The following is an 18,139-nucleotide window of genomic DNA, read 5'->3' as shown; positions in this document are numbered from 1 at the left end:
CGTTCCATGCGTAGCCCGCTGATTGCTGCCGCCCTAGGCCTGCTGGTATTGGCCGATGTGGCCCAGGCCCATACCCTGGTAGCCACCAGTAACATCATCGTTCGCGCCTCGCAGCGCACGATCGATTTCACCTCCGATACCACCACTTCCATCCGCGATTCGAAGATCGTTCGCGAAGCCCACGACGATGCAGCCAGCTTCGTCGCCAGCAACGGTGAAATCCGTGGCGCTCACCTCGAGGCCGCCTTCGACACCTTGCGTACCCGCGTGCCGGAAGCCCGCGATGCCAGCGACCAGGTCCTCGCCGAAGCCATCCTCGCACTGTGAGGCGGCTCGCCGCCTGGCTGGCGGCCGGGGTCCTGCTGCTCATGGGCGGCACAGCCCAGGCCGGCCTGCGATTGCACCTCAACGGCGAAGGCCTGAGCCTCGCGCAGCAGCAGGCCAGCCAGGCGCTGCTCGATGAAGCCATGGCGGCCTTGCCGCCACGCTTCATCGAACAACTGGACCGTCGTATCGATGTCGGCTGGACCGACCAGATGCCGGCCAATGCGTATGGCCAAGCCTCGTTGGTGTCAGAGCTCGACCTCAACAGCAACCTGCTCGACAGCCTCACGGACGGCAGCGCCGCTACGCAAAAGACTCACCGGCCCCACGGCACCGTGCGGCGGGAATTGCTTGCCACCGTCCTGCATGAACTGACCCACATCTATGACCGCGCACGTTTATGGCCGGATGCCGAGCGTGCGTTGATCCAGCGCTGCACGCGACGCAACAGCAGCGCCGGGTTGATCGGCCTCCCGGATGAATGCCGGGGCCAGAACGATCGCCGCTTCACCCTCAGTGATGATCCTCGCCTGCTGGACCTCGCTGGCTGGCCGCAATACGTCGGGCGGCGCGGTGAACGGGAGCAGCACAACCGCCAGGTCGCCCGCAGCCCGGACCTCTACGAGACCAGCAGTCCCAAGGAATTCGTCGCGGTCAACATGGAGTACTTTCTCCTCGACCCGAGCTACGCCTGCCGACGGCCCGCGCTGTACCGCTATTATCAGGAACACTTTGGCTGGGCCCCGCCCGCCAAGGACACCTGCGCCAAATCGTTCGCCTTCCTCAATGCCGGCAACGACTTCGCCCGGACACCACTGGGCAAGGTCGACCCGGAACGGGTCTACGCCATCGATTACCTGCTGGCAGAAGCCAACCAGAACTGGGTCAGCCGCTGGGGCCACAGCATGCTGCGGTTGGTGATCTGCGCACCCGGCCGTCCACGTGGGCCGGATTGCCGGTTGGATCTGGATCAACACCTGGTGCTCTCGTACCGTGCCTTCGTCGGTGATGTGCAGCTGTCCAGTTGGGACGGCCTGGTGGGCAAGTACCCGTCGCGGTTGTTCGTGTTGCCGCTGGCCCAGGTGATCGATGAATACACCAAGACCGAACTGCGCAGCCTGGCGTCCGTACCGCTGAACCTGTCACGGACCGAGATCGAGGAGACGGTCGAACACGCCGCCGAAATGCACTGGAGCTATGACGGCAGCTATTACTTCCTGTCCAATAACTGCGCGGTGGAAAGCTTGAAGCTGCTGCGCAGCGGCAGCAATAACGAGCAACTCAAGGGCCTGGACAGCATCATGCCCAACGGCTTGCTGGAAGTGCTCAAGGGACGAGGCTTGGCGGATACCAGTGTGTTGGACGACCCCAAGGAGGCCCTGCGCCTGGGCTACCGCTTCGACTCCTTTCGCGAGCGGTATCAGGCGATGTTCAATGTGCTGAAGAAGTACCTGCCGATCAAACAGCAATCGGTAGAGGACTGGCTGGCCCTGGACGCCGCCGAGCGCCGTGTCTGGTTCGAACAGGCAGACCTGCGCACCAGCGCGGCATTGCTGTTGCTGGAACAGGCCAGTTATCGCCGGCAACTGCTGCTGGCCCAGGATGAAGTCAAGCAACGCTACCTCGGTGCCCGCGAACTGCAGAATGGCGGCATGGAACGGGCCAACGCGACATTGCAGCAGATCCTCGCCAACAGCGGTTTCCTGAGCCGCCCTGCGGAGTTGCTGGGCAGTAGCGGCTACGGGTTGCCCCAGCCCAGCGAGTGGCAGCGACTGGAATCGGAAAGCAGCCTGCGCCAGAAACAGCTGCAAACACTGACGGGCGACCTGGACAAGGAAGTCCGGGCTCTGCTCGAACCAAGCCGCGCCGCTGAAATCGCCGCGAGCGAGGCGAACGTCAAGGAGCTTGGTGAACATCTGCGCAAACTGCACAAGGCGGGTGGCGGGTTGGAGCTGCCTTGATGAACCTGGCTCGTTGTGGCGAGGGAGCTTGCTCCCGTTGGGCCGCGGAGCGGTCCTGAAACCAAGCGATGCCATTTCCCAGCACTACCGAGTCCACCGGTTCACGACTGCTCCGCAGCCGAGCGGGAGCAAGCTCCCTCGCCACAGCGAGCAACCCGGGCAATAACTGCAGATCATTTCCATGCACAACAAAAAAGGGTTCAGAACCGCTGTTCTGAACCCTTTTTTGTTGCAGCAATGAATCAGCTCAAGCGCGCATTACGCACACCGTCGGCCAGGGCGGCGCACAGGCTCAGCACGCCGTCGACTGCCTGCTCCGATGTCTCGGCGCTGGCGATATGGTCGATCAACGCCGAGCCGACCACCACGCCATCGGCCAATCGTGCGATGGCGGCGGCCTGTTCCGGCGTGCGGATGCCGAAACCGATGCTGATCGGCAGATCAGTGTGGCGACGCAGACGCGCCACGGCTTCTTCCACATGTTCCAGCGTTGCGGCACCAGCGCCGGTCACGCCCGCCACCGACACGTAGTACACAAAACCCGAACTGCCATTGAGCACGGTCGGCAACCGCACGTCATCAGTGGTTGGTGTGGTCAGGCGGATGAAATCCAGGCCCGCCGCCTGGGCCGGATCGCACAGTTCGCCGTTGTGCTCGGGCGGCATGTCCACCACGATCAGGCCATCGACGCCGGAGTCCAGCGCCTCGCCAATGAAACGCTGCACACCATAACGATGGATCGGGTTGAAGTAGCCCATCAGCACCAGGGGTGTCTCGCTGTTGTCTTTACGGAACTCGCGAACCATCTGCAGGGTTTTTGCCAGGTTCTGTTGGGCCCCCAGCGCGCGGATGTTCGCCAACTGGATCGCCGGGCCGTCGGCCATCGGATCGGTAAACGGCATGCCCAGCTCGATCACATCGGCACCGGCCGCCGGCAAGCCCTTGAGGATTGCCAGCGAGGTGTCATAGTTCGGATCGCCCGCAGTCACAAAGGTCACCAGGGCGGCGCGGTTCTGTTGCTTGAGTTCGGCAAAACGGGTTTGCAGGCGGCTCATCAGTGTTTCTCCTGCTGGGACTGTTCCATGTGGTGCATCACGGTTTGCATGTCTTTGTCGCCACGGCCGGAGAGGTTGACCACCATCAGGTGATCCTTGGGCAGGTTCGGCGCGCGCTTGAACACTTCAGCCAGGGCATGGGAGCTTTCCAGCGCAGGGATGATGCCTTCCAGACGGCAGCATTTGTGGAAGGCGTCCAGGGCTTCGGCATCGGTGATCGAGGTGTACTGGACGCGACCGATGTCGTGCAACCAGGCGTGTTCCGGACCAATACCTGGGTAGTCGAGGCCGGCGGAAATCGAGTGAGCGTCGATGATCTGGCCGTCTTCGTCTTGCAGCAGGAAAGTACGGTTGCCGTGCAATACGCCGGGGACGCCACCGTTCAGGCTCGCCGCGTGCTTGCCGGTTTCGATGCCGTAGCCAGCCGCTTCGACGCCGATGATCTCGACGCTCTTGTCGTCCAGGAAGGGGTGGAACAGGCCCATCGCATTCGAACCACCGCCGATGCACGCCACCAGGCTGTCCGGAAGGCGGCCTTCCTGGGCTTGCAGTTGATCGCGGGTTTCCTTGCCGATCACCGCCTGGAAGTCGCGAACCATGGCCGGATACGGGTGCGGACCAGCCACGGTGCCGATCAGGTAGAACGTGCTGTCGACGTTGGTGACCCAGTCGCGCAGGGCTTCGTTCATGGCATCTTTCAGGGTACCGGTACCGGCGACCACCGGAATCACTTCGGCGCCGAGCAATTTCATGCGGAACACGTTGGCCTGTTGGCGCTCGATGTCGGTGGTGCCCATGTAGATCACGCAATCCAGGCCGAAACGTGCGGCCACGGTGGCAGTGGCCACGCCATGCATGCCGGCGCCGGTCTCGGCGATGATGCGTTTTTTGCCCATGCGCCGCGCCAGCAGGATCTGGCCGATGCAGTTGTTGATCTTGTGCGCGCCGGTGTGGTTCAGCTCCTCGCGCTTGAGATAGATCTTCGCGCCACCGCAGTACTCGGTCAGGCGCTCAGCGAAGTAGAGCGGACTCGGACGACCGACGTAGTCCCGCTGGAAGTAGGCCAGTTCCTCGATGAACGCAGGATCTTCCTTCGCCACTTCGTATTCACGGGCCAGATCGAGGATCAATGGCATGAGGGTTTCGGCCACATAGCGGCCGCCGAACGCACCGAACAGGCCATTGGCGTCGGGGCCGCTGCGCAGGTTGAAAGGGGTCGTAGGCTGGGTCATGGGGGAACGCTCCAGGCAAATGCGAAAGAAGACAATGAGGTCACTCTACCCCTGACATCCCTCTCTGAAAACCGATAAGATCGCCGCAACCTGTCAGAAAAACTCACAGATACCATGAGCCACGATCTGCCTCCGCTCAACGCCTTGCGCGCCTTCGAAGCCACCGCCCGCTTGAACAGCGTAAGCCAGGCTGCCGAACAGCTTCACGTGACTCACGGCGCCGTCAGCCGACAGTTGAAGGTGCTGGAGGAACATCTGGGCGTCAGCCTGTTCGTCAAGGATGGACGCGGCCTTAAACTCACAGATGCGGGCCTGCGCCTGCGTGATGCCAGCGCCGAAGCTTTCGAGCGGCTACGTAGCGCCTGCGCCGAACTCACCCAAAGCACGGCGGATGCTCCGTTTGTGCTGGGCTGCTCGGGCAGTTTGTTGGCGCGCTGGTTCATTCCTCGCCTGGGCCGACTCAATGCCGATCTGCCGGACTTGCGCCTGCATCTATCCGCCGGCGAAGGTGATCTGGACCCAAGGCGCCCAGGGCTGGACGCACTACTGGTCTTTGCCGAGCCGCCCTGGCCGGCAGACATGCAGGTGTATGAGCTGGCCGGCGAGCGGATCGGCCCAGTCATCAGCCCGCGTTATACCGGCTTCGTCGACCTGAAATCCGCCCCGGCCAGCGCGCTGTTGGGTGAGTCGTTGTTGCATACCACGTCCCGCCCACAGGCCTGGCCGACCTGGGCACGGCAAAACGACCTCGATCCCCAAGCGCTGAGGTTTGGCCAGGGTTTCGAGCATTTGTATTATTTGCTGGAGGCTGCGGTGGCAGGGTTGGGCGTAGCCATCGCTCCCGAGCCGTTGGTGGCCGAGGATGTCCGCGCCGGACGTCTCGTCGCGCCATGGGGCTTCGTTGAAACCCCGGCGCGACTGGCGTTGTGGCTACCCAAGCGCGCCTCAGACGGCCGCGCCCGGCAGTTGGCCCAGTGGCTCAGGCATGAGCTGAGCCAACCGGCTTAATCACCGCGCTTGCACAGCAGATAAGCGGCCAACAGACCGAGGGCCCCGACCGCGACACCGGCGGTGGTCCACGGGTGCTCTTGAGCGTAGTCGCGTGTGGCGAGCCCGGTTTCGCGGGTTTTCACCTTGACCTCTTCATACGCGTCGCTGAGCAGATGACGGGAATGCTTCAACGCATTTTCGGCGTTTGCCTTGAGCGATTTGAGGGTCTTACGCGACTCGTCCGAAGCGTCGTCCTTCAGGCTTTCCAACGACTTGAGCAGATTCTCGATTTCCGCTTCCATGCTTTGCAACGAGGCTTTGCGTAATGAATTGCTGGCCATGGTGGCTCTCTCCTGCAGTGGTTGAGTGCGTGTGAAAGTTGGGACTCCCTGCGTTTCTGAAAGTGCAGTAAATCTGAACTTCAGCGCGTGAACGGCACCACACGTAAGGCGAAAAATCGCTGCTAGGCTCTTGGTAGCCAAGCGGCTGGAAATAACCCAGGAGAACGTCATGACTGATCACCACACGTACAAAAAGGTCGAGCTGGTCGGCTCATCCGCCACCAGCATCGAAGATGCCATCAACAATGCCCTGGCCGAAGCCAGCAAGAGCCTCAAGCACCTGGAATGGTTCGAAGTCACCGAAACCCGCGGACATATCGAAAACGGCCGGGCCGCACACTTCCAGGTAACCCTCAAGGTCGGCTTCCGGATCGCAAATAGCTGAGGCACGTGGAACTTGCACGCTGGCGGAGAGCCATAGGAATGGCGATGCGCTATCCGGCGGGCGCATCCCTCCTGTTTAATACCAGCCTATTGATCCGACCAAGGAGTGCGAGCGATGAAAAAGTTGATGGTTGCTGTGGGTTTGCTGAGCCTTGCGGGTTCCGTGTTTGCCGCTGGTAAGCCCTGCGAGGAGCTGAAAAGCGAAATCGCAGCGAAGCTCGATGCCAAGCAGGTAAAAAACTATTCGCTGGAAATCGTCGATAAAGGTGCGGCGGGTGATGCGAAAGTCGTCGGTACTTGTGAGGGCGGTGCGAAGGAAATCCTCTACAAGAAGTCCTGATCCACTGTGGCGAGGGAGCTTGCCCCGCTGGGTTGCGCAGCAGCCCCAAGATTTTACGGTCGCTGCGCAACCGAACGGGAGCAAGCTCCCTCGCCACAATCATTCAGCAACCCACAGTAGTACCGTGCGCTGGTTGATCAGCCCTTCATGACCTGCGCCAGCAATTCATATGAATGCAAACGGTCGGCATGCTCATACAGGTCGCTGGTGAATATCAGCTCATCGGCCTGGGTCTGCTCGATCAGTACCTCGAGGCGGGCGCGGATCTTCTGCGGGCCACCGACCATTGCCAGGCCAAGGAAATCGCCCACCGCTTCTTTCTCATGGGGTAGCCAAAGACCGTTCATGGTTTCGACGGGCGGACGCTGGACCAGGCTCTGGCCGCGCATCAGCGCGAGGATCCGCTGATACACCGAGGTCGCCAGATAATCAGCCTGCTCATCGGTATCCGCTGCCACCAACGGCACGCCGAGCATCACGTAGGGTTTGTCGAGCACCGCCGACGGTTTGAAGTGGTTGCGGTAGATGCGAATCGCCTCATGCATAAAGCGCGGTGCGAAATGGGAGGCGAAGGCGTAGGGCAAACCGCGCTCACCGGCCAGTTGCGCACTGAACAGGCTCGAGCCCAGCAACCACACCGGCACGTTGGTCCCGGTGCCGGGCATGGCGATGATGCGTTGATCGGGGGTGCGCGGGCCGAGATAGCGCATCAGCTCGGCCACGTCGTCGGGGAAATCGTCCGCGCTACCGGAACGCTCACGACGCAGGGCCCTGGCGGTCATCTGATCGGAGCCGGGGGCACGACCCAGCCCCAGATCGATCCGACCCGGGAAGAGGCTTTCCAGGGTGCCGAACTGCTCGGCGATGATCAGCGGTGCATGGTTGGGCAACATCACCCCGCCAGAGCCGACACGAATGGTCGAAGTACCACCGGCCAGATAACTCAGCAGCACCGCCGTCGCGGAGCTGGCGATGCCATCCATATTGTGGTGTTCAGCCACCCAGAAACGGGTGTAGCCGAATTTTTCCACGTGCTGCGCCAGATCCAGCGAGTTACGCAAGGAGCGGGCGGCATTGCCATCCTCGCGGACAGGCACGAGGTCGAGGGTTGAGAATTTAACTTCGGACAGCTGTTTCATGGGCCGGCGTCTCCAACGGGGCTTTTCCTACGGGCAAAAGCCTGCCGTTTTCTGTAGGTGTGTTCCCTGCAATGTGGGCATATACCCGAGTTTCAATAGCTGCAGTGAATTTTCCTACTAAATTAGTCGACTAATCGATGAAGTGAACTTTGTCAGGCGGTCTATCCTCACAAGCCTGGCAGTTAAAAAACACCCGGCGCAACCCGCGCGCCGGATCTTGAGGAGGCAGACATGGCTATCATTAAGAAAGCATCGGCTCACTGGGAAGGTGACCTGAAAACCGGCATTGGCTCCATCTCCACGGAAACCGGCGTGCTGCGTGAAGCACCTTATGGTTTCAAGGCCCGTTTCGAGGGCGGCCGCGGCACCAACCCCGAAGAGCTGATCGGCGCAGCCCATGCTGGCTGTTTCTCCATGGCATTTTCGATGATCCTGGGAGAGGCCGGGTTCAAGGCCGACAGCATCGATACCAATGCCGAAGTGACCCTCGACCAGGTCGAAGGTGGCTTTGCCATCACCGCGGTGAAGCTGATTCTCAAGGCGAAGATTCCCGGCGCCAGCCAGCAGCAGTTTGAAGAGCTGAGCAATAAGGCCAAGGAAGGTTGCCCGGTTTCCAAGGTGTTGAACGCCAAGATCACTCTGGATGCCACGCTGGTGAACTGACCCCTCGCATCAGGATCGCAGCCGCCGAAGGCTGCGATCTTTCCCTGTTACCCGTTGAGCGATGTGTGGTCGAATGCAGTAGGCAGTTTCAACGTACAAGCGGTACGTGCTGCAGCGAGGAGTTCGAGCATGAAACGGTTTGCCCTGGTCATCATCGGTTGCGCCTTGACCACCTCAGCCCTGGCGGCGCCAAAATCCTGCGAAGAACTGAAAGCGGAAATCGAGGCGAAGATCCAGGCGAACAAGGTGTCGTCCTACACCTTGGAAATCGTCACAAACGAAGATGTCCACGATCAGAACATGGTGGTCGGCACCTGCGAAGGCGGAACGAAGAAAATCATCTACCAGAGGAACGACAATTAAGGAACGCAGTTGACCTGTCGCTCCTCGGCGACAATCTCTCGCTTGGCATTATAGAGCCGGGCGCTTGGGGTAAACGCCAGGTTCCGGGCTTCCAGACGATAACGCTGGCCGGCCTCGAAATGATCGTAACGCACGATCATGTAGCACAACCGTTCCTGCGGTTCGGCCTGCATGCCCAACCCGCCCCCACTCATGACCTCGAAGTCGAAGCGCACTTTCAGCTCATGGCTGCCCGGCGAAACCTGGAAGAACCGCCCATCCCGCAGACGTTGCCCATCCAGGCCCTCGGCCATGAGCATTTTGCCGCCCGGCATCGGGGTCGCAAAATCGACCCAGGCCATGTCCGGATCGACCGGAGGAAGCGGACTTGATGCACAACCGCTCAACGAGACAAGAGCCAGTAACAGGATATGAAAGCGCATGATGGATTTCCTGAAGTCGGGCATTGAGCATAGCGCCGATCAACTCTGCTGGCAGCCCGCCGGCGTACCTTGGCCCACGACCTTGCGCTGCTGGTCATAAAGCTTGGCCCACGGCCGGAAACCGATGCTGCCGGCCTGCAACTGGTAACGCTGGCCTGCGTTGAAGTCCTTGAATTTCACATTCAACCGGCAATCCCGCCACAACGGCTCGGCATCCGGGCCTATGTTTCCGGGCTCGACGGCGAACTGATAACGCACGGTCAGCTCATGGGCGCCGGGCTGCACTTCGAAATAACGCTTGTCCACGGACATCTTGTCATCGACTTCCAGCGCTTGCAGCGCCGTATCCTCATGGTTGCCAAGATCGATCCACGCTTGCGAAGGATCAGGGTCGGGCAAGCTGGCACAACCGGTCAGCAGCAACAGGCCACTCGTCAGCATCAACATGCGCATAGCGAAGCTCCGGGCAGGCGGGATAGTCTTGTGTTCAGACTTTTCCCAGGGTGATTCCAATTGATCAGGCCGCGTTCCAACCATCGGTTACTCGACCGTGTTTTCAGGACTTTGTTTCCGGGCCTCCTGCTTTTGTTACTCAACGGTTGTTCCAATGTCGGTTACTACAGCCAGCTCGTCAGCGGACAGATGCGACTGTTACAGGCCAGGGAGCCTGTCGACCAAGTGATTGCCGACCCCACCCGCGACGCCCGCTTGCGGCAGCACTTGGCCCAGGCCCGTGAAGCACGAAGCTTCGCCAGCTCTCATCTGCATCTGCCGGACAACAAAAGTTACCGGCTGTATGCGGACATTGGCCGGCCTTATGTAGTCTGGAATGTCTTTGCCACGCAGGAGTTTTCTCTGGCCCCACAAAACCACTGCTTTCCCATCGCCGGTTGCGTGGCGTATCGCGGCTTCTACAGCCAGAGTGCCGCCCGTGGCGAAGCGGCCTTGCAACGTTTACGTGGCATGGACGTGTCGATTGGCGGAGTAGAGGCTTATTCAACCCTGGGCTGGTTCAACGATCCGATCCTGAGCTCGATGATGCACTGGGGCGACGAACGCCTGGCCACGCTGATTTTTCATGAACTGGCACACCAGCGCTTCTACGTACAGGACGACACCGAGTTCAACGAATCCTTCGCCACCTTCGTCGAACAGGAAGGCACCCGGCAATGGCGCGCCAGCCGCGGGCTGGCACCGGATGATGGCAAGCAGCTACTTCAGCGCGACCAGTTCATCCAATTGATCCTCGACACCCGTCAACGACTGGAAAGGCTATACGCCCAGCCCCTGCCAGCCGAACAGATGCGCCAGCAAAAGGCCCAGGCGTTCGAACAGCTGCGCGCCGAATATGCGCGGATACGTGACAGCCAGTGGGCCGGCGACAAACGCTACGACGCCTGGGTCTATGCGCCGCTGAACAATGCACGGCTGCTGCCGTTCGGGCTGTATGACCAGTGGGTGCCGGCGTTTGCGGCGTTGTTCCGGCAGGCGTCGGGCGACTGGGTGGCGTTTTATGCCGCGGTGGAAAAGCTCGGCAAGCTGCCTACGGATGAGCGTAAGGCGGCGTTGAAGACGTTGGCAGGATCATAGATACACAGTGATTGAGCCCGCGATGAGGCCCGTCCAGACACATCCTGCTCCAACTTTTCAGATCAGATCCGCTTCTGCTGTCTAGCCTTGGGAAAAAGACAGATCAAGGAGGATCCCCCCATTGAAAACCCAGCCACATTCCAATCGATTGCGTTTCGGGCGCTATTCGCAATCCGGACAAATTTATCTATTGACGGTAATAGCTCTCCGCCGCGACCCGGTTTTCAATCGCTTCGAAACAGGACGTTTGGTAGTGGACGCCTTTCGAAAAGCTCAGCAAGAACAATTCGCCCGCTCTCTGGCCTGGGTTGTCATGCCGGACCATTTTCATTGGCTGATTGAATTGCAGGATATAGGGCTTTCGAAATTGATTGCGCGCACAAAGTCCCGGACCACCGTAGCCTTCAATCGACAGATGCAGCGTCAGGGACCACTTTGGCAAGAAGGTTTCCACGACCGGGCCATTCGTAAGGAAGAGGATTTGCAAGCCGTCGCGCGTTATATCGTGGCAAACCCTTTGCGAGCGGGATTGGTTAAGCGGATAGGGGATTATCCGTTGTGGGACGCAGCATGGATCTGAGTCGGCTTATGCGGTGCTCATGCCGGCCTCATCGCGGGCAAGCCTTGCTCCCACAGAACCCATCCAACATGAGGGTATTGTAGGTTCTGTGGGAGCAAGGCTTGCCCGCGACGACTATCGAACTACCGCCGCAAAAACGCCTGATGCAGCTCATCCACCGTCTGGAAGTGATACGCCGGACTCTCAGCCATGAGTTCCTCGCGACTGCCAAACCCATACCCCACCGCCGCCGCATCCAGACCATTGATGCGGGCGCCGATCAGGTCATGTTTACGGTCACCGATCATCAGGGTGTTAGCCGGGTCGAGGCTTTCTTCGACGAGCAGGTGAGCGATCAACTCGACTTTGTCGGTGCGTGTGCCGTCCAACTCGCTGCCGTAGATCACCTTGAAATGCCGCGCGAAATCAAAGTGACGAGCGATTTCCCGGGCGAAGACCCAGGGCTTGGAAGTGGCGATGAACAACTGCCGGCCCTGGCCGCCCAGGGTTTCCAGCAGCGGCATCACCCCGTCGAACACACGGTTTTCGTACAGGCCGGTGACCTTGAAGCGCTCGCGGTAGAAATTCACCGCCTCCCAGGCCTTCGCTTCGTCGAAGCCATAGAACTGCATGAAGGCCTGCAACAGCGGCGGGCCGATGAAATGTTCGAGGCGAGTCAGGTCGGGCTCGTCGATACCCAGTTGGCTGAGGGCGAACTGGATCGAACGGGTGATGCCTTCACGTGGGTCGGTGAGGGTACCGTCGAGGTCGAACAGTACGGTCTGGTAGTGCATGCAAGCTCCTGGGTAACGGTGCAATGCCGTCCATATTATCGTGGCGAGGGAGCTTGCTCCCGCTCGGTTGCGCAGCAACCGCAAAAAGCCAGGGGCCGCTTCGCAGCCCGACGGGAGCAAGCTCCCTCGCCACGGTGACTCAAGCAGGCCATGGCATTCAGGGCTGGTCGTAACCTTCGGCCAGATGCAAATCCTTGAGCTTCACGTAGTTCGCCGCGCTGTACGTGAAGAAGGCGCGCTCCTTGTCGGTCAGCGGCCGGGCTTGCTTCACCGGACTGCCCACGTACAGGAAGCCACTCTCGAGGTGTTTGCCCGGCGGCACGAGGCTGCCAGCGCCAATGATCACATCATCTTCGACCACCGCGCCGTCCATGACGATGCTGCCCATGCCGATCAGCACCCGGCTGCCTACAGCGCAGCCATGGAGCATGACTTTATGGGCGATGGTCACGTCGTCGCCGATCAGCAACGGGAAGCCATCGGGATTGAAAGGGCCGGCGTGGGTGATGTGCAGCACGCAGCCGTCCTGGACGCTGGTACGGGCGCCGATGCGGATGCGGTGCATGTCGCCGCGAATGACCGTCAGCGGCCACACGGAGCTGTCTTCGCCGATTTCAACGTCGCCGATCACCACCGCGGTGCTGTCGACGAAAGCGCCTCGGGCAAGCCGTGGGGTGTGATTCTGGTACGTGCGAAGGGTCACGATAGGCTCTCTCTTTTCTACTGATAGTCGCTGCTAGCTGCGGTGAAGGTCGATTGTAATTAAGATGGGCCGATGTTTCTTCCAGCCAAGGTGCCAACCGTGAGCGTGAACAACCCTCTTTTACAGCCCTATGACCTGCCGCCATTCTCGGCGATCCGTGCCGAGCACGTGCAACCGGCCATCGAGCAGATCCTGGCTGACAACCGTGCCGCCATCGCGCAGATCCTCAAGACCCAAGGGCAACAGCCGACCTGGGCCGGCCTGGTGCTGGCGATGGACGAGCTCAACGATCGCCTGGGCGCCGCCTGGAGCCCGGTGAGCCACTTGAACGCGGTGCGCAACAGCCCTGAACTGCGTGAAGCCTATGAAGCCTGCCTGCCAGCCCTGAGCGCCTACTCCACCGAGTTGGGCCAGAACCGTGAACTGTTCCAGGCCTTCGAAGCCCTGGCGAGCAGCCCTGAAGCCGCCGGTTTCGACGTGGCCCAGAAAACCATCCTGGAACACTCCCTGCGGGACTTCCATCTGTCGGGTATCGACCTGCCGCCGGAGCAGCAGAAACGCTATGCCGAGGTGCAAAGCAAGTTGTCCGAGCTGGGCAGCCGCTTCTCCAACCAACTGCTGGACGCCACCCAGGCCTGGACCAAGCACGTCACCGATGAAGCCGCCCTCGCCGGCCTGACCGATTCCGCCAAGGCGCAAATGGCCGCGGCCGCCCAGGCCAAGGAGCTGGACGGCTGGCTGATCAACCTGGAATTTCCCAGCTACTACGCGGTGATGACCTACGCCGAAGACCGCGCCTTGCGTGAAGAAGTCTACGCGGCCTACTGCACCCGCGCCTCGGACCAAGGCCCGAATGCCGGTCAGAACGATAACGGCCCGGTGATGGAGCAGATCCTCGACCTGCGCCAGGAACTGGCCCAATTGCTGGGCTTCGCCAATTTCGCCGAGTTGAGCCTGGCGACCAAGATGGCCGAGTCCAGCGACCAAGTCCTCAGCTTCCTCCGTGACCTGGCCAAGCGCAGCAAACCGTTCGCGGCCCAGGACCTGGAACAACTGAAAGCCTTCGCCGCCGAGCAAGGCTGCCCCGACCTGCAAAGCTGGGACAGCGGTTTCTACGGTGAAAAACTGCGCCAGCAGCGCTACAGCGTCGCCCAGGAAGCCCTGCGCGCCTACTTCCCGATCGACAAGGTGCTGAGCGGTCTGTTCGCCATCGTGCAACGTCTCTACGGCATCGAGATCACCGAGCTGAAAGGTTTCGACGCCTGGCACCCGGACGTACGCCTGTTCGAAATCAAGGAGAACGGCCAGCACGTCGGACGCTTCTTCTTCGATCTCTATGCCCGCGCCAACAAGCGTGGTGGTGCCTGGATGGATGGCGCCCGGGACCGTCGTCGCACCATCGATGGCGTGCTGCAAAGCCCGGTCGCCAACCTGGTGTGCAACTTCACCCCCGCCGACAGTGGCAAACCGGCCCTGCTGACCCACGACGAAGTCACCACGCTGTTCCACGAATTCGGTCACGGCCTGCACCACTTGCTGACCCGCGTCGAGCACGCCGGCGTATCCGGCATCAACGGCGTGGCCTGGGATGCCGTGGAGCTGCCGAGCCAGTTCATGGAGAACTGGTGCTGGGAGCCTGAAGGCCTGGCGCTGATTTCCGGCCACTACGAAACCGGCGAACCGCTGCCCCAGGACCTGCTGGAAAAAATGCTCGCGGCGAAAAACTTCCAGTCTGGCCTGATGATGGTCCGCCAGCTGGAATTCTCGCTGTTCGACTTCGAGCTGCACGCCACCCATGGCGACGGTCGCAATGTGCTGCAAGTGCTCGAAGGCGTGCGCGACGAGGTATCGGTCATGCGTCCACCGGCCTACAACCGCTTCCCCAACAGCTTTGCCCACATCTTCGCCGGCGGCTACGCGGCGGGCTACTACAGCTATAAGTGGGCGGAAGTGCTGTCGGCCGACGCGTTCTCGAAGTTCGAGGAAGACGGCGTGCTCAACGCCGACACCGGTCGCGCTTTCCGCGAGGCGATCCTGGCCCGTGGCGGTTCCCAGGAACCGATGGTGCTGTTCGTCGACTTCCGTGGCCGTGAGCCGTCGATTGACGCACTCTTGCGCCATAGCGGCCTGAGCGAGGACGCGGCAGCATGAGCGAGGGGCCTGTGATCACGAAAAAACGCTTTATCGCCGGGGCGGTCTGCCCGGCGTGCAGCGAGCCGGACAAGTTGATGATGTGGAACGAAGACGGCGTGCCCCATCGCGAGTGCGTCGCCTGCGGTTATTCCGACACGCTCAACGAACAAGGCCTGTCGGTGCCCAAGGAACTGGGCACCCGGGTCAATACGTCGGCGCTTAAAGTCCCGGACGCCAAGGTCCAGGCGGTGCAGTTCTTTCCCAACCCCAAGTTGAAGAAAAAAACCGACTGACATCTCTGGCATCACCTTCCGGGCCGTCCGGCCCGGGAGCGATACATATATACCGCCAGGCTTCACACCTTCCTGCCCAGACTGGTCACCCAGCCCAGACAGACAGGAAGGCCCTCCATGCCCCACGACGATAATCCGCTACTGCAGGCGTATGACCTGCCGCCTTTTTCGCAGATTCAAGCCGAACATTTCCTACCCGCCCTCGACCGGCTGATTGCCGAAAGCCGCGAGCAGGTGGCCCACATCATCCAGATCCAGACGCCCTTTCCCACCTGGGACGATCTCGTGTTGGCCATGGATGAAATCCACACACGATTGGAAGGCTTCGGTTACCTGTTGCACCTTCTGACCACGACCAGGACAGGGGATGCCTGGGCGCGGGCCTCCCTGGATTGCAGTGAGCGGTTGCATGATTTCCAGGCCTCACTGAAACAACACCCCACGCTGTTCGAACTCTATCAGCGCTTGGCGGACAGCCAGATCGCCAGGCATTTCGCGCCGAACCGCACACGGGTCCTGGAGAAGATCCTGCGCCAGTTCCACCAGAACATGCCGACGGGCCTGGGCCTGTTGAAGCTGCGCATCAAGGAGCTCCAGGGGTTATTCCTGGAGAACCTGCAGATGGCCAACCAGGCCTGGCGCATGACGTTCGACGATGAAACCCGACTGAGCGGCCTGCCGTTGCGCTTCAAGCGACAGATGGCCCGCCAAGCGCGGGAAGCCGGTCGCACGGGATGGTTGCTGACACTCAGTGATGAGACGTTTGGCATCGTTACGCACAACGCCGACGACCGTCTCCTGCGCCAGCAGGTGTACGAGGCCTACAGCACCCGCGCATCGGATCAGGGCCCACAAGCAGGCCAGTTCGACAACACCGACATACTCAGGCAATTGCTCGATGACCGTCATCTGTACGCCACCTCCCTGGGCTATTCGGACTTTGCCCAACTGGCGATCGAGCCAGAGCAGGCAGCCTCCACCGAAGAAGTCATGACATTCCTGCGGGCACAGCTCGAACGACAGCAGCGCCACTTCGAGCAGGACGCCGAGCAGCTCAAGGCCTTTGCCGCGCAGCAAGGTTTCAGCGACCTCCAACCCTGGGATTATCCCTACCTGGTGAATCAACTGCGCCAGCAGGCGGCTGGCATTTCCAGGGAAGCCCTGAGTGTCTGGTTTGCCTTGGAACCGACGTTCGCCCAGCTATTGCGAATGGCGACGGAGTTGTTCGGCGTCGAATTCGTCGAGCGCCAGGATATGGCGACCTGGCACCCGGACGTGCGGCTGTTCGAAGTCAGCGAGTGGGGCGCAGTCATTGGCTACATTTACTTCGATCCGTTCTCGGATGAAAACCGAGACGGTTTCCCCAATACCACCACCCTGCGAAACCGCCATATCACCGCCGAGGGACGCCCTCGGCATCCCATCGCAACGCTGCATGCCTGGCTGCCGCGCAGCGAGGGACCAGACCCGGTCCTGCTCGATCACCTGCAACTGCGGATCCTTTTCCATGAGTTCGGTCATTGCCTGCAGCATGTCCTGACTCGCGCCGACTATCGCGACCTGTCGGGCATTAACGGCCTGTCGCACGATGCCGCCGAATTCGCCGGGATCCTGCTCGAACAATGGTGCTTCTCCAAGGAATGCCTGGTGCGGATGTCGAAGCACTACCAGACCGGAGAAAAGATGCCTGACGAGATCGCCGCCCAACTGTTGGTCTTTGCCCGAACCCAGACCAGTTGGGAAACCGCGACGCTGTTGCGCAGCGCATTATTCGACTTGGAGTTACACCGCACCCGCGGCGACGGGCGGACCGTCCAACAGGTATTCGACCAGGCCAGCGTACAAGTGGGGCACCTGCCTGTGTCGGCGAACGAGCGCTGGCCCAATGGCCTGGACTACCTGGTGACCGGCTATGGGGCGACGCTCTACGCCTACGTCTGGTCGAAGGAGTTGGCGGTAACCGTGTTCCAGCGATTCAAACGCGACGGCTTGTTCAACCCGGCAACCGGTCGTGCGTTGCGTGAAACCGTGTTCGCGCCGGGAGACTCACGACCATTGTCCGTCTCCATCGCGGCCTTCTCGGGCGCACCACCGATCAGCGCTCGGGTGGGGTGAGCTGCGGCTCGAGGTGATGGGCTGTGGTGGTCGAATTGACCCAGCTCTTCAAGGAACAGAGGGCGAACACGCTGGTGCTGCATTCGCCGTTCGCCAAAGCAAGGCGGAGTTTGTCCACATCGGCCTGCATCATGTAACGAACCCCATCCTTGAAGTGATGGCTGTCACCGAAACCGCCTTCGGTCATTTCGTTCAGCGCGTCCTCTTTGCTCCAGCCCTGAACCACCACCCTGTACATCGCCGCCACCAGCCCGGTGCGATCAGAACCGTGTTTGCAGTGCATCAGCACGGGCCCCTTGGCTTCGGCGGCCTGGACGGCACGCAAGGCCCGGAGGATGTCGCTGTCGTCGACATGATTGGTGCGATAAGGCAAGCGTACCTGCTCGATGCCGGGGGTGGAGAGCCAGCGCGCATCCGATTCCGGCAGGAACGTAATGACCGTGCCGATCCTGAGCTTCGTCAGCAGGGGCAGGGCTCCACCATCCGGCAGGGAGCTGCGGTAGAGAGTGGGTGACATCTGGTAGAGGTTGTAATCCTTTTCCACCGGCTGCGCCCACTCGGCGGGCCTCGTCTGTACGACATCAGCGGCCTGGGCGTAGGACCCCGCCAGCCCCATCAGCAAAGCCAGGCAACACAGAGAACGGGAGCGGAGCTTGAACATGCACGGATGACCGGAAACAAGGGAATTCGAGGTGGAGCAGTTTCGGCCCGTCCCGGTAAAAAACCTGTAACAAGGAC

The 18,139-nt window shown here is 61.0% G+C and carries 21 protein-coding genes; 12 read left to right on the top strand and 9 right to left on the bottom strand.

Going from position 1 to position 18,139, the window contains the following annotated elements; genetic code table 11:
- Positions 1-6: 6 nt before the first annotated feature.
- Both N005_RS27665 and N005_RS27660 read left to right on the top strand, forming a co-directional pair.
- A complete protein-coding gene (locus N005_RS27665; protein WP_003187020.1) occupies positions 7-327 on the top strand; it encodes a DUF2388 domain-containing protein in 321 nt (106 codons plus the stop codon).
- Complete coding sequence (locus tag N005_RS27660; RefSeq protein ID WP_047704052.1) at positions 324-2,285, top strand: DUF7844 domain-containing protein; 1,962 nt, start codon at positions 324-326, stop codon at positions 2,283-2,285. The genes N005_RS27665 and N005_RS27660 overlap by 4 nt, the downstream gene beginning before the upstream one ends.
- A 242-nt stretch (positions 2,286-2,527) precedes the next feature.
- Here N005_RS27660 and trpA read toward each other — a convergent pair whose 3' ends face one another.
- Both trpA and trpB read right to left on the bottom strand, forming a co-directional pair.
- Positions 2,528-3,340 (bottom strand): tryptophan synthase subunit alpha, encoded by an 813-nt coding sequence (gene trpA / locus N005_RS27655; protein ID WP_047704051.1) that lies wholly within the window; start codon positions 3,338-3,340, stop codon positions 2,528-2,530.
- Positions 3,340-4,572 carry a tryptophan synthase subunit beta gene (gene trpB / locus N005_RS27650; protein ID WP_047704050.1) on the bottom strand — a complete coding sequence of 411 codons (1,233 nt, stop codon included), beginning with the start codon at positions 4,570-4,572 and terminating at the stop codon, positions 3,340-3,342. The genes trpA and trpB overlap by 1 nt, the downstream gene beginning before the upstream one ends.
- 114 nt (positions 4,573-4,686) lie before the next feature.
- Here trpB and N005_RS27645 point away from each other — a divergent pair, with 114 nt between their 5' ends.
- Positions 4,687-5,580, top strand: a complete 894-nt coding sequence (locus N005_RS27645) for a LysR family transcriptional regulator (protein ID WP_047704049.1) — start codon at positions 4,687-4,689, stop codon at positions 5,578-5,580.
- On the opposite strand, the gene N005_RS27640 is transcribed toward N005_RS27645, so the two are convergent.
- Entirely contained in the window at positions 5,577-5,903 is a 327-nt protein-coding gene (locus tag N005_RS27640) for an ElaB/YgaM/YqjD family protein (RefSeq protein ID WP_024778479.1), read from the bottom strand. The two genes, N005_RS27645 and N005_RS27640, sit on opposite strands and share 4 nt — an antisense overlap.
- Positions 5,904-6,072: 169 nt before the next feature.
- Between N005_RS27640 and N005_RS27635 the strand changes: the two genes are divergently transcribed.
- The gene (locus tag N005_RS27635) at positions 6,073-6,288 is read left to right on the top strand and encodes a dodecin (protein WP_047704048.1); all 216 of its coding nucleotides are present in this window, start codon (positions 6,073-6,075) and stop codon (positions 6,286-6,288) included.
- Between the two features lie 114 nt (positions 6,289-6,402).
- Complete coding sequence (locus N005_RS27630; RefSeq protein ID WP_047704047.1) at positions 6,403-6,627, top strand: DUF1161 domain-containing protein; 225 nt, start codon at positions 6,403-6,405, stop codon at positions 6,625-6,627.
- A gap of 137 nt (positions 6,628-6,764) precedes the next feature.
- On the opposite strand, the gene N005_RS27625 is transcribed toward N005_RS27630, so the two are convergent.
- Positions 6,765-7,766, bottom strand: a complete 1,002-nt coding sequence (locus tag N005_RS27625; protein ID WP_047704046.1) for an LLM class flavin-dependent oxidoreductase — start codon at positions 7,764-7,766, stop codon at positions 6,765-6,767.
- A gap of 231 nt (positions 7,767-7,997) precedes the next feature.
- Here N005_RS27625 and N005_RS27620 point away from each other — a divergent pair, with 231 nt between their 5' ends.
- Both N005_RS27620 and N005_RS27615 read left to right on the top strand, forming a co-directional pair.
- Positions 7,998-8,429, top strand: a complete 432-nt coding sequence (locus N005_RS27620; protein WP_047704045.1) for an OsmC family protein — start codon at positions 7,998-8,000, stop codon at positions 8,427-8,429.
- Positions 8,430-8,558: 129 nt separating this feature from the next.
- On the top strand, positions 8,559-8,792 hold the full coding sequence (locus tag N005_RS27615; protein WP_047704044.1) for a DUF1161 domain-containing protein: 234 nt from the start codon (positions 8,559-8,561) through the stop codon (positions 8,790-8,792).
- On the opposite strand, the gene N005_RS27610 is transcribed toward N005_RS27615, so the two are convergent.
- The gene (locus N005_RS27610; protein ID WP_047704043.1) at positions 8,789-9,214 is read right to left on the bottom strand and encodes a PA0061/PA0062 family lipoprotein; all 426 of its coding nucleotides are present in this window, start codon (positions 9,212-9,214) and stop codon (positions 8,789-8,791) included. The two genes, N005_RS27615 and N005_RS27610, sit on opposite strands and share 4 nt — an antisense overlap.
- Positions 9,215-9,253: 39 nt before the next feature.
- Positions 9,254-9,667, bottom strand: coding sequence for a PA0061/PA0062 family lipoprotein (locus tag N005_RS27605; RefSeq protein ID WP_047704042.1), 414 nt, complete (start codon positions 9,665-9,667; stop codon positions 9,254-9,256).
- Positions 9,668-9,727: 60 nt separating this feature from the next.
- Here N005_RS27605 and N005_RS27600 point away from each other — a divergent pair, with 60 nt between their 5' ends.
- Both N005_RS27600 and N005_RS27595 read left to right on the top strand, forming a co-directional pair.
- Positions 9,728-10,804 (top strand): aminopeptidase, encoded by a 1,077-nt coding sequence (locus N005_RS27600; protein ID WP_047704041.1) that lies wholly within the window; start codon positions 9,728-9,730, stop codon positions 10,802-10,804.
- A 121-nt stretch (positions 10,805-10,925) separates the two neighbouring features.
- A complete protein-coding gene (locus tag N005_RS27595; protein ID WP_047704040.1) occupies positions 10,926-11,384 on the top strand; it encodes an REP-associated tyrosine transposase in 459 nt (152 codons plus the stop codon).
- A gap of 122 nt (positions 11,385-11,506) precedes the next feature.
- Here N005_RS27595 and N005_RS27590 read toward each other — a convergent pair whose 3' ends face one another.
- Entirely contained in the window at positions 11,507-12,157 is a 651-nt protein-coding gene (locus tag N005_RS27590) for an HAD family hydrolase (RefSeq protein ID WP_047704039.1), read from the bottom strand.
- A gap of 157 nt (positions 12,158-12,314) precedes the next feature.
- The gene (locus N005_RS27585; RefSeq protein WP_047704038.1) at positions 12,315-12,860 is read right to left on the bottom strand and encodes a gamma carbonic anhydrase family protein; all 546 of its coding nucleotides are present in this window, start codon (positions 12,858-12,860) and stop codon (positions 12,315-12,317) included.
- Between the two features lie 99 nt (positions 12,861-12,959).
- Between N005_RS27585 and prlC the strand changes: the two genes are divergently transcribed.
- From prlC to N005_RS27570, 3 genes are all read left to right on the top strand, one after another.
- Positions 12,960-15,011, top strand: a complete 2,052-nt coding sequence (prlC, locus tag N005_RS27580) for an oligopeptidase A (RefSeq protein ID WP_047704199.1) — start codon at positions 12,960-12,962, stop codon at positions 15,009-15,011.
- The gene (locus N005_RS27575; RefSeq protein ID WP_024778466.1) at positions 15,008-15,286 is read left to right on the top strand and encodes a YheV family putative zinc ribbon protein; all 279 of its coding nucleotides are present in this window, start codon (positions 15,008-15,010) and stop codon (positions 15,284-15,286) included. The genes prlC and N005_RS27575 overlap by 4 nt, the downstream gene beginning before the upstream one ends.
- A 117-nt stretch (positions 15,287-15,403) precedes the next feature.
- Complete coding sequence (locus tag N005_RS27570) at positions 15,404-17,401, top strand: M3 family metallopeptidase (protein ID WP_047704037.1); 1,998 nt, start codon at positions 15,404-15,406, stop codon at positions 17,399-17,401.
- Here the strand turns inward: N005_RS27570 and N005_RS27565 are convergent.
- Positions 17,382-18,062, bottom strand: a complete 681-nt coding sequence (locus N005_RS27565) for a phosphatase domain-containing protein (protein ID WP_047704036.1) — start codon at positions 18,060-18,062, stop codon at positions 17,382-17,384. The two genes, N005_RS27570 and N005_RS27565, sit on opposite strands and share 20 nt — an antisense overlap.
- Positions 18,063-18,139: the final 77 nt, after the last annotated feature.

The sequence above is a fragment of the Pseudomonas mediterranea CFBP 5447 genome, from assembly GCF_000774145.1.
In the GTDB taxonomy this organism is placed as follows: Bacteria; Pseudomonadota; Gammaproteobacteria; order Pseudomonadales; family Pseudomonadaceae; genus Aquipseudomonas; species Aquipseudomonas mediterranea.
This window is presented reverse-complemented; position numbering and strand designations above follow the sequence as displayed.

Coding starts and splice junctions, on each gene's coding strand:
- N005_RS27665 (WP_003187020.1), top strand. CDS start 7: ATGCGTAGCCCGCTGATTGCTGCCGCCCTAGGCCTGCTGGTATTGGCC.
- trpA (WP_047704051.1), bottom strand. CDS start 3,340: ATGAGCCGCCTGCAAACCCGTTTTGCCGAACTCAAGCAACAGAACCGC.
- trpB (WP_047704050.1), bottom strand. CDS start 4,572: ATGACCCAGCCTACGACCCCTTTCAACCTGCGCAGCGGCCCCGACGCC.
- N005_RS27645 (WP_047704049.1), top strand. CDS start 4,687: ATGAGCCACGATCTGCCTCCGCTCAACGCCTTGCGCGCCTTCGAAGCC.
- N005_RS27640 (WP_024778479.1), bottom strand. CDS start 5,903: ATGGCCAGCAATTCATTACGCAAAGCCTCGTTGCAAAGCATGGAAGCG.
- N005_RS27635 (WP_047704048.1), top strand. CDS start 6,073: ATGACTGATCACCACACGTACAAAAAGGTCGAGCTGGTCGGCTCATCC.
- N005_RS27630 (WP_047704047.1), top strand. CDS start 6,403: ATGAAAAAGTTGATGGTTGCTGTGGGTTTGCTGAGCCTTGCGGGTTCC.
- N005_RS27625 (WP_047704046.1), bottom strand. CDS start 7,766: ATGAAACAGCTGTCCGAAGTTAAATTCTCAACCCTCGACCTCGTGCCT.
- N005_RS27620 (WP_047704045.1), top strand. CDS start 7,998: ATGGCTATCATTAAGAAAGCATCGGCTCACTGGGAAGGTGACCTGAAA.
- N005_RS27615 (WP_047704044.1), top strand. CDS start 8,559: ATGAAACGGTTTGCCCTGGTCATCATCGGTTGCGCCTTGACCACCTCA.
- N005_RS27610 (WP_047704043.1), bottom strand. CDS start 9,214: ATGCGCTTTCATATCCTGTTACTGGCTCTTGTCTCGTTGAGCGGTTGT.
- N005_RS27605 (WP_047704042.1), bottom strand. CDS start 9,667: ATGCGCATGTTGATGCTGACGAGTGGCCTGTTGCTGCTGACCGGTTGT.
- N005_RS27590 (WP_047704039.1), bottom strand. CDS start 12,157: ATGCACTACCAGACCGTACTGTTCGACCTCGACGGTACCCTCACCGAC.
- N005_RS27575 (WP_024778466.1), top strand. CDS start 15,008: ATGAGCGAGGGGCCTGTGATCACGAAAAAACGCTTTATCGCCGGGGCG.
- N005_RS27570 (WP_047704037.1), top strand. CDS start 15,404: ATGCCCCACGACGATAATCCGCTACTGCAGGCGTATGACCTGCCGCCT.
- N005_RS27565 (WP_047704036.1), bottom strand. CDS start 18,062: ATGTTCAAGCTCCGCTCCCGTTCTCTGTGTTGCCTGGCTTTGCTGATG.